Source organism: Kribbella sp. NPDC020701, assembly GCF_055562215.1.
The window spans coordinates 205,305-223,194 of the sequence record NZ_JBVHFT010000018.1 but is presented as its reverse complement, the minus strand read 5'-3'; the positions used below and the strand labels follow the sequence as shown (position 1 = coordinate 223,194).

Genomic DNA, 17,890 nt, shown 5'->3' with positions numbered 1-17,890 from the left:
ATGGGCAGCGTGAGAACTCCCATCATCGGAAGACCTCGACCCCTACCCGGCCACCGACGCGCCCACCCCCGCTACACCCTCAACTGCGAAGAGCCACCAAAGGCCTCTTCGTCGGCAACGACGGCGGCGCCGGCGTCCTCGGCGGACCGGCGCTGTGGTCGGCCGGGCTGGACTACCTGACCGAGGACAACCAGTTCGGCTTCGACGACCCCGCCGCGGTCGAGTCGCTGCGCAAGCTGCGCGAGTTCTGGACCTCGAAGGTTCTGTTGCTCGGGGCACCGACCGACTGGTCCGACCCGTCCGCGTTCACGCAGGGCCTGACGGCGATGCAGTTCACCGGCCTCTGGACCCTGCCGGCCATCCAGAAGGCGTTCCCCGACGACTTCGGCGTACTCCCCTGGCCGAAGCTGAACGCGACCACCGGCAAGCCGAGTGTCCCGGTCGGCGCCTACGGCTCGTGCGTGAACGCGAAGTCGAAGAACGTCGACGCGGCGAAGAAGTTCGTCAAGTGGCTGTGGGTCGACCAGACCGACGACCAGCTCGACTTCGCGCAGTCGTACGGCTTCCACATCCCGGCCCGTAAGAGCCTGCTCGCGAAGGCGGACAAGCTCACGTCCGGCCCGGCCGCCGACGCCGCGAAGTTCGTCAACGAGAACGGGCACGCCCAGACCCCGATCCTGTGGTCGCCCAAGTCCGGTACGGCGTATTCCGACGCACTCAACCGGATCATCCGCAGCGGCGCCGACCCGGCCACCGAGATCAAGAAGGTCAAGTCGGTCGTCGACGCCGAGCTCCAGCGGATCGCCGGCTGATGGACATTCAACCCCTGACCGACGACGACCGTGAGCTGATCGAGCTCGCCCGCCGTACGGTCGACGCGAACACCGACGGACCGGACGGCGTCCACACCATGGGCGCCGCGGTCCGCGGCGTGGACGGGCGGATGTACGCAGGGATCAACCTCTACCACTTCACCGGCGGCCCCTGCGCCGAACTCGTCGCCCTCGGCCGGGCCCGCGCGGAAGGCGCCCGCGAACTCACCACCATCGTGGCCGTCGGCAACGAAGGCCGCGGCGTCGTCGGTCCATGCGGCCGGGACCGCCAGGTGCTGGTCGACTACCACCCAGGCATCCGCGTCATTCTCCCCACCGCGGACGGCGTCGGCTCAGTACTGGCCACCGACCTACTCCCCGGCGCCTACCGCTGGACCCCGAACCCGTAACCCCGCAGCAGTATCAGGCGACCTTCCACGTCCTGTCACCGAGCGTTGCGACGAGGTCCACAGTGCCGCCGAGGGCGGCGACGTATGCACGAATGACCTCGATGCCGGAGATCTCGCCGTTCTCGATCTTCGAGATGCGGGCCTGCGAGACATGCAGCAACTCCGCAAGACCTGCCTGGGTAATCCCCGCGGCCTTGCGCATCTCGGCAAGCTGATGTCCGCGAACGTAGGACTCCCTACGCTCGCGGGCTACCTCCTTACCCGCGGCACGCTCGGCGGCAGTGCGCGGATCGGCGGCGCGCGCCTTGGCCTTGACGTCCTTCCAGTTGGCGTTGTCGCTCATCCTCACCCCTCCTCCTTCAGCGCGATCAGGTGTTCCGCGAACCGCTCATCCGCCAGCGGAACGGCCGTCCGGTACCAACTCTCCCACCGACCCGACCTGTCGCCTGCCACCAGATGACGGCTTCCCGCGCCGGATCGAACGCAAAGAGCATCCGGATCTCACTCTGCCCCGCCGACGGCGGTCGCAACTCCTTCATATTCTGGAATCGACTGCCCTTGACCCGGTCGACCAATGGCCGCCCGGCTGTCGGCCCCTCGCGGACCAACTGATCGATCGCATCCTCGATGAGATCGCCTGTCTCCGGCTCACTCTCGCAGATGGCCAGGTACCACGCCTCGACCTCTCGATGGAGTCTGATCTCCCAGCTCACCTGTCAGAGTATAACCTATTTGTCATATCGTGAAGCCGAGTAACGACGATCTCACTGATCGGTGCGGCGGTCAGGCCAACCGGATCTCGCCGGCGCGGAACCACCAGGTGATTACCTCGGCCTCGAGGATGCCTGCCTGCACGGCCGGATCGTCGGCCGCGTGTCGGCGGGCCTCCTCGAGGCCGGTCCGATAGACACACAGGCCACGGAGTTTCTCGTCATCGTGGTCGCGGAACGGACCGGCCGCACCCATCACGCCCTCCTTCCGGAGCGCGTCGAGGAAGTCGAGATGGGCCTGCTGGACCCGGTCCTGCTCGTCGTCGGACAGCGCGGGTGGATGGGCCGGCCGCCGGAGCAGGACGAGCGCAAGGCTCTCCATCCCCGGCCGCGGTGGTGTGCTCACGACTCCCTGGCCGTCGGCCGTGCCACTTCGACCAGCCGCTGGGCGAGCATGAACGTGTTGCCGTCCGGGTCGTAGAACGTGGCCAGGCGCACCTCGTCCGCGATCTGCCGGGTCTCGCCGTCGAAGCGCGTCCCGAGCGACTCCAGATGCGCGCGGGCCTTGTCGATATCCAGGACCCCGAAGGTGACGACCACCCCGCCGTCGGTCTTCGGCTTCTCGACCTGGCCGATCCCGACCGAGATCCCCGGCAACGGCGTACTCAGCTCGGCCCAGCCCCAGGACTCCAGCCGGTGCACGACCTCGAATCCGAGCGCCTGCTCGTACCACCGGAGCGACTGCTCCAGATCGGCAACCTCGAGCGCGCACGTCGCGCGCCCGTCGTACTCGATGCTACTCATAGTCCTGTTTTTATACTAAGCTTACTTTCGTGTCAACGCTGGTGACCCTGGTCCACCTCCGCTGGGCCGTCCCGGTGCTCGCCCAACTGCACCGCGGCTTCGGCGGCCGCTTCGTGAACCTGACGCACACCCTCGGCGTCAGCCGCGAGTCCCTCAGCCGGACGCTCGCCTTCCTGATCGAGGCCGGCCTCATCCGGCGCAACCCGGGGCACGGCCACCCGCTGCGACCGGAGTACCTGCTGACCGAAACCGGCGCCCGGCTCGCCGAGCCTGCCGCCGCGCTGACGGACCTGCTGCAGGAGCTCGACGCCGGCGATGTCGGCCTGAAGAAGTGGTCCTTGCCGATCCTCGCGCTGCTCGTGGACGGCGAGCGTCGCTTCTCCGAGCTGCGCAACGCCCTGCCCGGTACGTCGAACCGCGCGCTGACGCTGGCGTTGAAGGACCTCGAGTCCGCCGGGCTGATCATCCGGACCGTGACCACGGGCTATCCGCCCACGACGTCGTACGGCGCGACGCCCCCCGGACTGCGGTTGGCGCGCGCGGCCGAGCGACTCCAGCTCAGAACGCCGGAATGATGTCCTTGCCGTAGGCGGCCAGCGTCTCTTCCTTGGCGTCGTGCTGGAGGTAGACGGCGAACTGGTCGACGCCGAGTGCCTTCAGTTCCTCCAAGCGGGCCAGGTGATTCTCGACCGGGCCGAGGATGCAGAACCGGTCCACGACCTCGTCCGGCACGAAGTCCGTGTGCGTGTTGCCGGCCCGCCCGTGCTCGGCGTAGTCGTAGCCCTTGCGGCCCTCGATGTAGTCGGTCAGTGCCTTCGGGACCGCCCCGGACGTGCCGTACCTCGCGACGATATCGGCCACGTGGTTGCCGACCATCCCGCCGAACCACCGGGTCTGCTCACGCTGGTGCACCAGGTCGTCCCCGACGTACGCCGGTGCCGCGACACAGAACTTGATCGCCGCCGGATCACGGCCGGCCTCCTCGGCGGAACGTCGTACCGCCCCGATCATCCACTGGGCGATGTCTGGGTCGGCGAGTTGCAGGATGTACCCGTCGCCGACCTGGCCGGTCGCGGCCAGCGCCTTCGGGCCGTACGCCGCGACCCAGACGTCCAGCGCGCCGTTCTCGACCCAGGCGAACTTGAGCTGCTGACCGCGGTACTCGACTGTCTCGCCGCGCGCCAGCGACCGGACCACGTCGACGCACTGCTTCATCTCGTCGATCGTGCCGGGCTTCGAGCCGAGCGTCCGCAGCGCGGAGTCGCCGCGACCGATCCCGCAGATCGTCCGATTGCCGAACATCTCGTTCAGCGTGGCGAACTGGGACGCGATCACGGTCCAGTCCCGGGTGCCCGGGTTCGTCACCATCGGGCCGACGATCACGCGCTGGGTCGTGGCCAGGATCTGGCTGTAGATGACGAACGGCTCCTGCCAGAGCAGGTGCGAGTCGAACGTCCACACGTAGTCGAATCCGGCCTCCTCGGCCTTCCGCGCCAGGTCCACGACCGTGGACGCGGGCGGATCGCACTGGAACACCACACCGAAGTCCACTGTCGCTCCCCCAAAGAATTCAACACAGCTACATCAAATACGAGGACAGGCCGCGCTTCAGGAACTTCCCCCGGCCCTTGCGACCATGGTAGTTGCCGTCAGCCACAATCACCTCGCCGCGCGAGATCACGGTGCCCACCCGGCCCTGGATCTCGACCCCTTCGTACGCCGAGTAGTCCATGTTCATGTGATGCGTCTCGACACCGATCCGCGTCGTACCGTCCGGGTCGTAGACGACCAGGTCGGCGTCCGAGCCGGGCTGGACGATCCCCTTCTGCGGGTACAGCCCGAACATCCGGGCCGGCGTGGTCGAGATCGTCTCGACCCAGCGCTCCAGCGAGAGCTTGCCGTCCACGACGCCCTGGTAGATCAGGTCGACGCGGTGCTCGACGCCGCCGATGCCGTTCGGGATCTTGGAGAAGTCGCCGACGCCGAGCTCCTTCTGGTCCTTCATGCAGAACGGGCAGTGGTCGGTCGAGACGATCGCCAGGTCGTTGCTCCGCAGGCCCTTCCACAGGTCCTTGGCGTGCGACTCGTGCTTGCTCCGCAGCGGGGTCGAGCAGACCCACTTCGCGCCCTCGAAACCGGGCGCGCCGAGCTGGTCCTCGAGCGTCAGGTAGAGGTACTGCGGGCAGGTCTCCGCGAACACGTTCCGGCCGGCGTCGCGGGCGTGCGCGACGGCTTCCAGCGCGCCGCTCGCGGACAGGTGGACGATGTAGAGCGGGCAATCCTGCGCGACCTCGGCCAGCGCGATCGCCCGGCTGGTCGCCTCGGTCTCGAGCGCCGCGGGCCGGGTGATGCCGTGGTAGATCGGGTCGGTCTCGCCACGGGCCAGCGCCTGCTGCACGAGTACGTCGATCGCGATGCCGTTCTCCGCGTGCATCATGATCATCGCGCCGTTCTCCCGCGCGGTCTGCATCGCCCGCAGGATCTGGCCGTCATCGGAGTAGAAGACCCCCGGATAGGCCATGAACAGCTTGAAACTGGTGATGCCCTCGTCGGCGACCAGTTGGTCCATCGCCTTCAGCGCGTCGGTGTCGACCCCGCCGAGGATCATGTGGAACGCGTAGTCGATGTGACAGTTTCCATCGGCCTTGGCATGCCATGCGGCGAGCCCGTCCTGCACCACTTCACCGGTGCGCTGGACGGCGAAGTCGATGATGGTCGTCGTACCACCCCAGGCCGCCGCGCGGGTCCCGGTGTCGAAGGTGTCACTGGCCGCGGTGCCGCCGAACGGCAACTCCATGTGCGTGTGCGCGTCGATCCCGCCCGGGATCACATACTTGCCGGCGGCATCGATCACCTCGTCGGCGGTGACCGCGGGCGTGTACGACGGGTCGAGCACGGCGACGATCTTCTCGCCCTCGACCAGCACATCCGCGACCCGCGTACCGGTTGGTCCTACGACCGTTCCACCCTTGACCAGCAAAGACATCCAGGCCACTCCCCTTTGAGCGGTTGTGTGTTACGGCTTGGTCAGATCCCCGTACGCATCCGGCCGGCGGTCGCGGTAGAACTGCCAGCGGTCGCGGACCGTGTCCAGCAGGCCGAGGTCCAGGTCGCGGACGATCAGTTCCGGATCGTGGTCGTGGCCGACGTCGCCGACGAACTTCCCCTCCGGGTCGACGAAGTACGACGTACCGTAGAAATCGTTGTCACCGAAGTCGGACTCGATGCCGACCCGGTTGATCGCGCCGATGAAGTACTCGTTGGCCACCGCACTCGCCGGCTGCTCCAGCTTCCAGAGGTACGCCGAGAGCCCACGGCTGGTCGCGGACGGGTTGAACACGATCTTCGCGCCGGCCAGGCCGAGCGCCCGCCAGCCCTCGGGGAAGTGCCGGTCGTAGCAGATGTACACGCCGATCCGGCCGACCGCGGTGTCGAAGATCGGATAGCCGAGGTTCCCCGGGCGGAAGTAGAACTTCTCCCAGAACCCCTTCACCTGCGGGATGTGGTTCTTCCGGTACTTGCCCAGATACTTGCCGTCGGCATCGATGACGGCGGCCGTGTTGTACAGCACCCCCGGCTGCTCCTGCTCGTACACCGGGAGCACCATCACCATCCCGAGCTCCTTGGCCAGCGCGGCGAACCGCTCGACCGTCGGCCCCGGCACGGCTTCGGCGTACTCGTAGAACTTCGGATCCTGCAGCTGGCAGAAGTACGGCCCGTAGAACAGCTCCTGGAAACAGATCACCCGCACCCCGGCCGCAGCCGCCTGCCGCGCATACTCCTCATGCGCCTTGATCATGGACTCCTTGTCACCAGTCCACGACGTCTGCACCAACCCAGCCCTGACAACCTCCGCCACCAGAACCTCCCCTATAGCCGAGCCCCCATGCTCTATCTCCCGCCCCACACCCGTCAACGGATGCCCAGCATCGCCACCAACCCGGAACACTCGTTGCTCCACGAACCCACCCGACGTCCGTGCGTAACGCTTACTGTCTCAGCGCGGAGAACTCTTCGTCGTTCATCTCGAGGTAACCGTCACCGTCCACGAAGAAGATCTGCTGCTCGAACGCCTGGGCGAGGGTTGCCAGCATCGCGGCGAGCGACGGGTACTCGATCTCATCGCTCGAGTTGGATGGCGTGCGGGCCGGCGCCGTCGGCTACCTGCGTCGCCCCGGGCCGACAGCTCCTCCAGACCCAAGAGTCTGCTCGGGGATCGGTGCCGGGTGGTCGGCGGGAGTGTCCGGCTCCGCGCCGCTGTCCTTCGCCCAATACACCATGCGACCCCGCCAGACGCCCCAGTCGATCTGAGGCGAGCCGACGACCATCTCGGCCTCGAGCGGCGGGTCGTCGGGGAGCTGCAGGGCGTCCAGGTCGGAGAAGGCATCGTGGACGATCTCCCGGACATCGGCGGAGTCCCGTCGTACCCAGAACTTCAACGTCACATGATCACCGGGAAACTCCAGCCCCACCGCCGTGATGTCAGGCGTAATCAGCCTCAGCAACGCCTGAACGGCACTCACGACATACCCGTTCTCCAGCGCCATGCCCCGCTCGACGCTCGCCAAGCTCGATCTCCACCTCAATCCACGATCTCGGTACTTCGGCTGCCGGCCTCGTTCCTTAGCGTGGTAGATCGTCCGCCCCGCCCACGTCTCCCAATCCACCTGGCGCGGACCGACGACCACTTCACGCTGGATAGGCAGGCCGTCCGGAGTGGTCAGAGCCTCCATCTCGAACACAGCCTCGTCGACCAACTCTCGTATATCCGCGCTGTCCTGCACCACCCAGAATTTCATCACGACGAAATCACCCGGAAACTCGGGACCGACCGCCGAGATATCCGGAGTGATCAACCGAGAAGCGCCTCAACGGCCATCAAAACGTAGCCGTTCTCGACCCGAAGATCCCGATCAACTGCCATCATTTCCGCACGACCCAGTCGTACTGGCGAGTGCTACACCTGCACTCACGCTTCCCTTGATCAGATGAACATCCCCTTGACGCCCTACTCTGCCGGCGATCCCGAGGAGTCGCGGGACCGCAACTCCCTGATCTCCGCGACAAGGAGGGGCAGGAATGTTCGAGCCGCCGCTATGAGATCCAGGTATGCCGCATCGGCCAGTCGTCCCTCGCGTTCGACATAGATATCCTCACCCCGGTCCTTACCACTCCTGACCATGATGAAGCTGTCTCCGGAATCCTGGTCCCGTCCTTCCACGATCGAATGCCACGGCGGAGCATCACAGGCATCGGACAATTCCTGCAGATAATCCAGCGTCTCATCTGGAATCGCCATCAGCGCTCCTTCCATGGATTCCGGATAGTTGGCGTGAAGAGTTGGCTGAATTTATCTGCCGTGCACCCGCTCAGCAAACAGTGATACGGGTTGTTTCTTGTCGGATCTGGCGTGACAGTACCACCAGCTCGGCGAACGTCTCCAACAGTGGTAAATCCGACCTGGCCGTTCAGGATCCCGGCCGATGCCTCCTTGACAGTTCTCCCACGGGTCACGGATACGCCAGACAGGCGGCCGTCTGCGTCGGCCGTGACACCACTGCCATTGGTGAAACGCTCGGGGACGTTGGTTCCGCCTCGGACTAGGATGACATCGTCAGCGAGTTCTGGCTGCCCGCCACCTCCCCTAGCACCGCCCTTGCCTCCGCCGAGCTTGCCGCCTGCACCGGGGCCGCCGCCGAACATGAAGCCGCCGGCTACGCCTGCTTGGATTGCGCCTTGGAGGGGGGTGGGGCGGTCGCCGGCGCAGTAGATGCCGGGTTGTTTGCAGACTATTTCCATGAAGTAGCCGACGTCGAGCCAGCCGGAGCCCATGCACAGTTGTTCGTCGGCGTTGATGCAGGCGGTCGATGGGAGATGTGCCTCCTGGCTGCCGTGGCTCATCTTCTTGCGCCAGATCTTGGCCGAGGTCTCCCAGGCGACGCCGAAGGTGTGACTGCTCTCGGCGACGAGCGAGACCCGCCCGACCTTCCGCTTGGTCGGTTTCGTGTAGTAGTCGACCTGCTCGTCGTGGCTGCGGGTCAGGCCGACCCGGCCTTCGTGGTCGCTTCCGGGGTCGACCGCGGGCGGTGGGGACCACGGATCGCCGTGGCTGCCGCCCTCCGTGTCGTTCATCAGGCCGGTGGGATCCGAGCCGGTGACCGGGTTGTCGTTCGCGTAGGTGTACCCCAGCATCTGCTGCGGGTCGGTGACGTCCAGCAGCGGATCGACGCTGATGAAGCGGCCGATCGAGGGGTCGTACTCGCGAGCTCCGACAGTCGTGAGGCCGGTCGTCTCGTCCTCGGGTTTCCCGAGGAATCCGTGATTGTCGGGCCAGTCCGTCGGCGCCGCTCCCCGGAGGTCGCCGAACGGCGTCGCATAGCGGACGCTCGCATCCAGGGTCGCCGCGTTCACCGCCACATGTGACGTCTGGTGATAGTCGTTCACCAGCCAATACACGTCCGAAGTGGCCGTCCCGTTCGCGGAGCGGACCGCGATCGCCTGTCCGTTGAACTCGTACTGGCGCTTGCCCAGGACCTGCCTGGTGGCCTTGTTCAGCGTGAGCTCGAGCTCGCCCAGGAACAGAGTCGTTTCCGTCGGTCCACGACGCACCAGCAGGTTGCCGCTGGCGTCGTACACGTAGTCGGTGTCGCCACTCGAGCCCGATACCTTGGACAGCTTGCCCTGTGGGCTCCAGGTCAGCGTCTGGCCGGGACGCACGGTCGTGTTGCCACGGGCGTCGTACCCGTAGTTCTTGTCGGCACCGGCACCCGTCACCTTCGCCAGCGTGTGGGGCTGGGCGGTGTTGTAGGTGTAGGTGCTGGTGACGTTACCCGTCGTCGAGTGGTCGACCTGCGTCTGCCGTAGACCCGTCGCTGTGTAGGTCCACGACTGCCAGTACGGCGCCGCGCCGCCCAGCGAGGTCGCGTTCGGTGCCTGACTGCAGTCCCCACCGGCCGGCGTCCACGCTTCGGTGAGGCGTTGGTGCCCGTCGTAGTCGAAGCACTGGGTGTCACCGCCCCTGACCAGGTCCTGGTCCTGGATGATGTTCCCGGCCGGGTCGTAGTTGTAGAGGTGGTCGGCGAAAATCGTTCCCTTGCCACCGGTACTGCGGCTGAGCCGGCGCGTGTCGTCCTCGTACAGGTTCACGATGTTCATGTCGCTCGCAGAACCGAGGTCGTACAGCGAGGGCTCGCCCAGCTGCGTATATTGCGCCCCGTTCACATAGGTGCCACGCGTGCTGTACATCCGAGACGGCAGGCCTAGCGCGGTGTAGTCGAACTGGACGTCGTCGGCCCCCAGACCGCCTCCGCCCGAGTACGAGATCAGGCTCGGTGATTCCTGGTCCGGCTTGTAGGTGAAGTAGGTCGAGTAGGCGCCGTCCAGTTCCGTACCCTCGGCCGACGGGATGTTCCGGATGATCGTCGTCGGGTTGTAGAGGTTGTTCCGGGCGAAGATGATCTCCTGGTACGCCGGTCCGCTCTTGCCCGCGGTGTAGCTCGTCGAGGTGTACGGCTGGCCCAGCAGACCCGCCTTGTCATAGGTCCACTCGGACAGCTGGTTCGCGGGATCCACTGCCGATTTGTAGAGCCCGGTCTGTCGGTCGAGCGCGTCGTAGGTGTGAACCAGCGTGTTCTGGTCGGAATCCGTCGTCGAGATCAGCCGATCCGCGTCGTCGTACGTCGAAACGGTCAAGCCCGAGTCGGGATCGGTGCTGCGGATCTTCCGTCCCTGCACGTCGTACGTGTTCGTCCACGTCCCGCCCGCACCGACCATCTGAGTCATCCGGCCGGCCAGGTCGAAGGCGTACTTCGTGATGTCGGGCGTCCCGGTGACGGTGTTCCCGCCGTACTCCCGGCTCTCGATCACCTGGCCGCGGACGTCCATCACGGTCGCCTTGGCGCTCCCGCCGTCCGGCGGAAGAACCGTGGTCGTGTCGCCACCGTAGAGAGTCGATGTCGACCATTTCGGCTGCAGCACCGACTGGAAGGTCGCTTTGACCACGCGACCGGTACCGTCGTACTCGTTGTACGTCTGCGTCGGCACGGATGCATTGGGAACGTTGACCATGGCAGCAGCCGGCGCCCCCGAATCCCAGATGTTGCTGTTCTGGTACGTGACCAACCCGCGCGAGTCATAGCGGGACTCGGTGATGACCCGGCCGCTGTTGGCACCCGGTGCCTGCGTCTGCCTCGGCCGCAGCAATGAGTCGAACTGCGCATACGACGTGTTGTAGCCATCCGCTGTGACGTTCAGCTCGTCGGTCCGCACGACCGATGCGGCGGTCTGCGACAACGTGTAGGTGTACTTGGTGCTGGCGAGTTTGCTGGACGCCGGGGCCTGGCTCGGCAGCCACACAGTGGTCAGCCGGCCGAGTGCGTCGTACGCCAGCTCGGTGACCTTGCCGTTGGGGTCGACCGTCTTCGACGGCAGTCCCCACTCCGGTCGCAGAGTGGTAGTCGTGGCGAAGTTGGCCGTCGTCCCGCCTTGGACTGTGACAGTCGGCGTCTTCACCACCGTCTGCGTCAACGGTCCGCTGGCGGCCGGCGTGTACGCCGTGGTTGTGACGCGTCCCAGAGCATCGGTGATCGACGTCGTACGCCCCAAGGCGTCGTACACCTTCGTGCCCGTGGTGAGGTACGACGGCACACCGCCGGTGTAGTCGTGCAGCCGCTGGACGCTCGTTGCATCGCCCTTCGTCGCATCGCCATAAGCGAGGTTGTCGTAGAAGGTGCGAACGTCGGAGATGACGCGGCTCTCCGGCGGATTCGGTGAGGACGTGTCGCACACCCCCGACGAGGACACCACCCGGTTCGCAGTGGACAGCAGCCAGACGTCGGGCTTCTTGGCGAAGCTGGTGATCGTGCAGGTCTCGTCGACCTTGGTCGAGTCGCCGTAATCCGTCACCTTCGACGGCAGGTTGTTGTCGGGGTCGTACTCGGTGTTGATGATCCGGACGAGATCGGCCCGGCCACCGTCGCGCGCCGTCCGCGCCTTCGTTGCCGAGTCTCCGACGAAGTTGGCGGTCAGCGTGCCCCACGGCACCGTCTGGGTCGCCGTCGGCCGGATCACGTGATCGGTGATCGTGGCGGATACCTCGGCCGTGGTCGACGCGTTCTGATAGAGGATCTGCTCACGCGGACGACCGGCCAGCGGCGCGGCGTCGGCACGGACCGTTCCCTCCGAATCCGTGACGTCCGCACTCTTCAGCGCGGTCGACCCTTCGAGCTTGTCGCCGTCCATGCCGCGGAAGTACGTGGTTGTGGTCTTGCTGCGCTGGCCCGGACCGGCCGGGTCACCCGTGTAGGTGGTGACGGTGCCGTAGCCTCGCCAGTCCGACCAGGTCTTGTCCTTGTCCTTCAGCAGCGCCGTTTCCTGGTAGTGCCAGGCGGCACCACCGGAGTAGACGTAGTTGGTGACCATCGTCTCGCCGTTGCCGGTCTGGTCGGACGTCACGACGCTGTCGAGCACGTACTTGTGGAACCAGTCCGTCCGTTCGACCTCGCGCGGAGGCGTCCACGTCACCGGGTAGCAGCGCTTGGTGTTGCTGTCCTTATCCGGCTTGGCGCCGGCCATGCACTCCTTGCCCGCGTAGTTCAGCATGATCTTCGCGCCGGTCTCGGTGTTGATCTCACTGACCCGGTACCGAATCAGCCCGTTGAGGCCGTCCGATCCGCTGTCGACCCGATTGGCGAGACCAACGGCCTTGAACGTCACGTTCGGCACGCTCAACGTCGTACCGACCTTGCCGCTGTGCGAGATCCCGGCCAGCCACATCGGGGCGCCGGTACTGCCGTCTCCGGTCGACGGGAAGGTCAGGCTCGTCTGCCAGAAGTCGACGGCCTGGTACGCCGTCCCGTTCCAGACCTGGGTCTGGATCTGGTAAAGGCGTTTTCGGCTGAAGAAGGTCGGTGCCAGCTTGTTGGTACAGGCCGCGCCGGTGTCACAGACCTGGTCGAAGGGCACGTCCGGCCAGTTGCCCTTGGTCGTGCTGTTCAGCACGGAGCAGTTCGCCAGACACCGCTCCGCAGTCGTGAAGACGACCTGCTGCGGCGCCTTCGCGGCCAGGTTGTCGGAACGCTGGCCGTAGTCGATCCGCAGGAGATAGCCGCCCCGGTCGTACGGCGTACCGGGCGAGGCGACACCGTTCTTCGCGTAGTTGTTGGTCTCCTTCGCGTAGCTGTAGGTCATCGCGTTGCCATGCAGGTCGACGACATAGTCCAGGTTCCAGCGCCAGGCCTGGGTGCAGAACGAGCTCGCGAACACCGCGTTGTAGCAAGGCTCGCCGCTGTCGTCACTCGAGATCGGGGCGGTCCAGACCGAGTTCTGCCCGAGTGTCTGCAAGCCGAAGTAGTACTGCGTTCCGTCGGTGGTCGTGACCTTCCAGTACTCCTTGAAACGGTCACCGTTGTCGTTGGTGCCGATCACCTTCTCGACCCGCGAGCCATCGTCGTTCTTGAGTTTCCACGTGCTCGCACCGATCGTGGCACCGCTGCTGCGGACCAGTTCGTTGGCAGCGCCGTTCAGCACCAGGGTCGCGTTGTCGTATTTCCAGCACAGGTCGAACTTGTCGGCGTGCCCGTCCTGGTCGCAGCTCACGTACTTCCGCTCGACGTAGGACTCCGTCAGGTCGAATCCTTCGCCGACCCAGGACGCCTGGTTGTTGCTCGCCGACGTACGACCGTCGACTGCCTGCGACGAGTACTGGAACGCCAGCTTCGGTTGCGGACCTGCTGCGGGCGGCGGCACCCGCAGTGGGTACGACCAGTTGAAATCTCCGCTGGCGCCGCCACCCGACCAGCTGGCCGACGGTGACAGCTGTGTCGCCGCATAGTCTCCGGTGCTCGACTCGGACCCGGCGGTCACCGCGAGCACCGCTGCGGTCGGTCCGACCGGGACGGCTGCTGTCACCTTGCGGACGGCGGTGTCGTTCTGCGTCACCAGCGGGGTTGCGACTGTGCAGGCGGGCGCCTTCGGTGTGGTGAGGATGCACGCTGGCAGGGCAACCACAGTCAGCCGCGAACTCCAGTCCGCACCGAATGCGTTGGCATAACCCGAGTAGTCGAACGTCAACTCCACATCGCCGCGGGCCGGGGCTTTCGCGGTGACCAGGACGCCGCTGATACCGGCTCGCAGGCTAGCGGCCTGGTCGAGAAAGTCCAGCTCGACGGTGCCCGTGGGCCGCGCCGACTTCGATCGCGCCGACACCTGAGCTGCCGTCGCCGAGTCGACAGGCGTGACCGCGAGACTGCGGCGCCCGGGCGCCGGCCACACCACGGGCTTGGCCGCGTCCGCGGCCGTCTTGTCGACCGCCTTCTTCATCTCGGCGGACTCGGTGGGTGCCGCGACCGGCTTGACCGGTTCGACATCGGCATCCTTGAGATCGGCCGGCTTCACCTTGGCCGGCTCCGGCGTCGAGCCTGCCTGTGCCGGGCTGGTGGCTCCGGCGAGCAGAACAGCTGCCGTCAACGACAGGGCCAGAACTGCCGGCAGGACGCGGGTTCGGAGATCGCGATGGATTCGCTTCATCACGAGCAACTCGTTTCGTCGCCGAGGTCGGTGCAGAGCTGGCGTTGGGGAACTACTCCCGCATAAAGCCGGAAGTCATCGACGTAACCGGCGAACGGCAGTGCCGTTCCACTGGTGGGGGCCTTGCCGACGACTGTCGATCCGGACGTCACAGGGGTCGTGGTGAAGGATGCGAGGCCGCCATCCTGGGACCGGTCCGCGACCTTGAGAGAGATGGTGTCGCTGGCCGCGTCGTACTGACCGACCAAGGCCGTCCAGTCGGTGGCGGTGAAGACGTTCGTGGATTGGGTCACCTCGGTGACCGTCCCCGAGCTCGAGTCACTGCTCGTGCGTGAGAAGACCCAGAGTCCCTCGTCGGTTGTCTCGCCGAGCCGGTACTCCAGACGCCAGGAGTCTTTCGTCGTGCCGGCCTGGCGCACGATGACGTGAGGTGTGGAGGTGTCCGAGAGCTTGACCCAGACGGTCATGGTGAAACTGGCCGACGCATCAATGATCGGGCGGGGCAGCGAGACCGCCTCTGTGGCGGCACCGGTCATCGCCAGGACTTTGCCACGGTCCGGATCCTCGACAATGGCGGACGACTGGTCGGCCGTCCCGCCGAACCCGGACACCACCATGTTGGCGCCGTACACGGTCTCACCGGTCCGCCAGACCTGATCGGTGCCGGCGGCAGAGTTGTTGAACGGGTAGTTCGCGGTCAGGCCGGCGACGGGTTCGTCGTTGCCGGAGGGGCCGCCGCGCGGATCGGCCGCCTGGTTCGCCTCGGCGGCCGTGAGAATGCGGGGGTAGATCTTGACGTCGTCGACTCCGCCGGTCATGACGCCCTTGTAGGTGCCGACCCGGTACGACCCGACTTCGACCGAGCCGGTGGCCTTCCATGGTGTGTGGGTGAAGGCGGCCGTGCCCTGCAGGCGACCGTTGACGTAGAGCTGGATCGTCTTGCTGCTGGCGTCGAAGACCCCGAGCAGGTGCGTCCACGTGTAGAGCACCGGGGGCGCGAGCGAGTCGACCCGGGCCTGGGCCGCGGTCGTCGAGTCGGAGACGTTCTGGATGAACGTCCACCGGCCGGCCGAGGCGGCGTACCGCAGGATCGCGCCGTAGGCCTGGGTTCCGGTTACGGCGACCACGCCGAAGTCGTTCAACGCGGTCGGCCGGACCCAGGCCGAGATGCTGAAGTTCGCCGAGGTGTCAACGATCTGGCCTGGGACGGTCGCCCGGTTGTCACCGTCGTTCTGCCCGTTGAAGACCATCGACCCGGCGATCCGGCCGGCGTCGTCGAACTGGGCGCCGGTGACTGTCAGGGGATGATTCTTCCCGGACGAATCGGCCACCGTCGTACCGCCGCCCTCGTCGAACGCCCAGGCCGCCACGGGCGGCAGTCCTGGACCGACGTTGATACGGAAGATCGACGTCGTGCTGGTGTGATTGGCGGCGTCGTGGCTCTTCGCTTCCAGGTCGATGAGTGTCTGGCTCGGGGTGACCAGCGAGACCGTCACCGATCGTCCGGTGACCTTGGTCAGCTGCCCGTTGAAGCCGTAGCTGAGGGCAACGACATCGGTGCTGGTCGACGAGATCGTGTAGGTCACCTTGGCACCGAACGGAACGACCTCCGGGCAGATGTCAGGCGTGGAACTCTTCGCGCAATTGGTCAGCGCTGTGCCGTTGTAGGTGGCAGTAATGGTCGGAGCGGGTGGCGGAGTGGTATCCACCTTGAAGTAGCAGGTGCCTGACCATGCCGAGACCAAGGTTCCACCCGGGATTGCATAGAGCGTCCGGGCCCGGTAGGTGTACAGGGATCCGGAGGCGAGGTTCGACGGGGCGAGCATCTTGACCAGAACGCCTGGGGCGACAGTCGTGCCCTGGAACTCCCAGATCTGCTGGGACTGGCTGATGATCTGGAACTGGACGACGATCCGCGCGCCGGTGTCGCCGGTTCCGACCCGGCCCTTGGCCGAGATCTCCGGCCTCGACGACGCGACGATGGTGGGGTCGTTCGACGGCGCGCACGGGTTGGGCAGATCGGTCTGGGTCGCGGCGCCGAGCTCGTAGGCCGGCAACGGGTAGGCGACGTACTCGATGGTCAGGATGCCCGTGCTGTCGAACTGCTTCCAGGCGATCTCGTCCGCCTCGTTGGCCGCCCGGAGGCGGAACGTGGCCACGCTGCCGTTAGCGGTGGACGTGTACTGGATCGAACTCGTCACGCTGAACTCGACGAAGGCCGCTGGACAGGACGAGTTGTAGCCGTTCGCACCGACGTAGGTCGCGACGTCGGCCTGCCACGCCGGTTGCTTGTTCCACGTCGTGGCCGACGAGATCGGGCCGGTCCGCGACAAGGTCACCTGCCGGTCCGAGCAACTCGCGGAGTGGATCTCGTAGGTCCGCAGCGACGCGGAGATGATCTTCTTGCTGGTGAACGCCCTGGTGTCGAACTGGAAGAACGACCGGACGATCTTGTCCTGCTCGAATCCTTCGTAGCCGACCCCGAGGCTGTGCGTGGTCTTCCAGAACGACGTGGTCGGATACAGCTCCCAGGCCGCGGTCCAGCCGGTCTTGGGCGCGGTGCCCGTGATGGTCGGATCGAGCACGACCGGGAAGACGGTGGCGGCGTCCTTGAGCATCCGCTGATCCGGCGTGACGGTCAGCCCCTTCGCGTCACCGCCGAACTGCATCAGGGCTCGCTTCGCCTGACCGGACGGACCTTCGTCGACCGCTGCGGCGGCGTTCGACTTCGACTTGCTGCTCGCGCCGGCCGAGTCCCACATCAGTGCCTCGCCGACCGTCAGCACCTGCCGCCCCTCGCGGTCGACGTACGCCGGACGCCCGGCCTGCGTGGTCCGCAGTTCGAGGTTCCGCGTCGTCACCGGGAACGTCAGCGTCCGCAGCGCCGGGTTCGCCGCCGCCGCGCGTGACTTGACCACGAGGTTGTAGCTGAACCCTTCCTTGGTGGCGTCGACCACCAGGTCCACGCCGGGAAGTACGTCGGCGTACGTGGCGATGGAGCCGACGATCACCGGTTTCGCCAGCGGCCAGGGCGACTTCATTTCGAAGACGCCGTCGCTGTCGGTGTACCGCGCCAGCACGCCGTCACCGCCGCCCGAGAAGGCGACGTCAATCGTCGACGCCTTCGGCGCGATCATGCCGTCCGGCCGGGTGGCCAGGGTGGTGTCGATCGACACCCAGCCCGAGTCCTTCTTCACCCGCACCGGCTGGTTCGACACCTCGGCGCTGAGCGTCCCGTTCGGCGTCGCGACGGTCCGCGAGTACTCCGTCGTCTTCTCCTCGACCTCGACCGAGGTGCCGTACTGAGCCGCGAGCCGAGTTGCCTCGGCAACCGTCTTGGCGGATGCCGGTGGACTCACCGGCTTGGCGGCAGCGGGAACCGCGACCAGCCCCGCGGCGATGACCGAGAGAATTCCGACCTGGCGCACGAGCGCGCGCAGAAACCACCCGTTGGATGACATAACCCCACCCCTGAAAGTGACAACAGCCGAACTGCGAGCACCCCCGAGGTGCGCCACCCAGCGACGCTGAGGGCGGACTAAGAGTGACCGGCCGTTACCCGACGCGTCAACGAAATTGCAACAAGTGACAGACCTCGTCCGGACCCCTGGTGTTTTGGCCGCAGAAA

General features: G+C 66.2%; 14 protein-coding genes. 3 read left to right on the top strand and 11 right to left on the bottom strand.

Features of this window, described 5'->3' with window-relative positions; all coding sequences use genetic code 11:
* Together ACZ3HV_RS35795 and ACZ3HV_RS35790 are read left to right on the top strand one after the other, a co-directional pair.
* A partial coding sequence (locus ACZ3HV_RS35795; RefSeq protein ID WP_465691039.1) for an extracellular solute-binding protein occupies window positions 1-812 on the top strand: 812 nt, incomplete at its 5' end.
* Window positions 812-1,222, top strand: coding sequence for a cytidine deaminase family protein (locus tag ACZ3HV_RS35790; RefSeq protein ID WP_360378201.1), 411 nt, complete (start codon window positions 812-814; stop codon window positions 1,220-1,222). The genes ACZ3HV_RS35795 and ACZ3HV_RS35790, both read left to right, overlap by 1 nt.
* Before the next feature lie 13 nt (window positions 1,223-1,235).
* On the opposite strand, the gene ACZ3HV_RS35785 is transcribed toward ACZ3HV_RS35790, so the two are convergent.
* The 4 genes from ACZ3HV_RS35785 to ACZ3HV_RS35770 all read right to left on the bottom strand — a co-directional run bounded on the left by ACZ3HV_RS35785 (window position 1,236) and on the right by ACZ3HV_RS35770 (window position 2,736).
* Window positions 1,236-1,565 carry a helix-turn-helix domain-containing protein gene (locus tag ACZ3HV_RS35785; RefSeq protein WP_360378198.1) on the bottom strand — a complete coding sequence of 110 codons (330 nt, stop codon included), beginning with the start codon at window positions 1,563-1,565 and terminating at the stop codon, window positions 1,236-1,238.
* A gap of 25 nt (window positions 1,566-1,590) precedes the next feature.
* Complete coding sequence (locus tag ACZ3HV_RS35780; protein WP_465691037.1) at window positions 1,591-1,935, bottom strand: type II toxin-antitoxin system RelE/ParE family toxin; 345 nt, start codon at window positions 1,933-1,935, stop codon at window positions 1,591-1,593.
* Between the two features lie 70 nt (window positions 1,936-2,005).
* On the bottom strand, window positions 2,006-2,338 hold the full coding sequence (locus ACZ3HV_RS35775; RefSeq protein WP_465691035.1) for a YciI family protein: 333 nt from the start codon (window positions 2,336-2,338) through the stop codon (window positions 2,006-2,008).
* On the bottom strand, window positions 2,335-2,736 hold the full coding sequence (locus ACZ3HV_RS35770) for a VOC family protein (RefSeq protein ID WP_465691033.1): 402 nt from the start codon (window positions 2,734-2,736) through the stop codon (window positions 2,335-2,337). Before ACZ3HV_RS35770 ends, ACZ3HV_RS35775 begins: the two co-directional genes overlap by 4 nt.
* A gap of 29 nt (window positions 2,737-2,765) precedes the next feature.
* On the opposite strand from ACZ3HV_RS35770, the gene ACZ3HV_RS35765 reads away from it, so the two are divergent.
* Complete coding sequence (locus tag ACZ3HV_RS35765; RefSeq protein ID WP_465691031.1) at window positions 2,766-3,311, top strand: winged helix-turn-helix transcriptional regulator; 546 nt, start codon at window positions 2,766-2,768, stop codon at window positions 3,309-3,311.
* Here ACZ3HV_RS35765 and ACZ3HV_RS35760 read toward each other — a convergent pair.
* The 7 genes from ACZ3HV_RS35760 to ACZ3HV_RS35730 form a co-directional block, all read right to left on the bottom strand.
* Window positions 3,295-4,287 (bottom strand): TIGR03842 family LLM class F420-dependent oxidoreductase, encoded by a 993-nt coding sequence (locus tag ACZ3HV_RS35760; RefSeq protein ID WP_465691029.1) that lies wholly within the window; start codon window positions 4,285-4,287, stop codon window positions 3,295-3,297. The genes ACZ3HV_RS35765 and ACZ3HV_RS35760 overlap by 17 nt on opposite strands.
* A gap of 28 nt (window positions 4,288-4,315) precedes the next feature.
* Complete coding sequence (gene hydA / locus ACZ3HV_RS35755; protein ID WP_465691027.1) at window positions 4,316-5,722, bottom strand: dihydropyrimidinase; 1,407 nt, start codon at window positions 5,720-5,722, stop codon at window positions 4,316-4,318.
* Window positions 5,723-5,752: 30 nt separating this feature from the next.
* Window positions 5,753-6,595, bottom strand: coding sequence for a nitrilase-related carbon-nitrogen hydrolase (locus ACZ3HV_RS35750; RefSeq protein ID WP_360378183.1), 843 nt, complete (start codon window positions 6,593-6,595; stop codon window positions 5,753-5,755).
* A gap of 301 nt (window positions 6,596-6,896) precedes the next feature.
* Entirely contained in the window at window positions 6,897-7,538 is a 642-nt protein-coding gene (locus ACZ3HV_RS35745) for a hypothetical protein (RefSeq protein ID WP_465691025.1), read from the bottom strand.
* A 206-nt stretch (window positions 7,539-7,744) separates the two neighbouring features.
* Window positions 7,745-8,035, bottom strand: a complete 291-nt coding sequence (locus ACZ3HV_RS35740) for a hypothetical protein (protein ID WP_465691023.1) — start codon at window positions 8,033-8,035, stop codon at window positions 7,745-7,747.
* Window positions 8,035-14,262 (bottom strand): RHS repeat-associated core domain-containing protein, encoded by a 6,228-nt coding sequence (locus ACZ3HV_RS35735; protein ID WP_465691056.1) that lies wholly within the window; start codon window positions 14,260-14,262, stop codon window positions 8,035-8,037. The genes ACZ3HV_RS35740 and ACZ3HV_RS35735 overlap by 1 nt, the downstream gene beginning before the upstream one ends.
* On the bottom strand, window positions 14,262-17,723 hold the full coding sequence (locus ACZ3HV_RS35730; RefSeq protein WP_465691022.1) for a LamG-like jellyroll fold domain-containing protein: 3,462 nt from the start codon (window positions 17,721-17,723) through the stop codon (window positions 14,262-14,264). Before ACZ3HV_RS35730 ends, ACZ3HV_RS35735 begins: the two co-directional genes overlap by 1 nt.
* Window positions 17,724-17,890 lie beyond the last annotated feature (167 nt).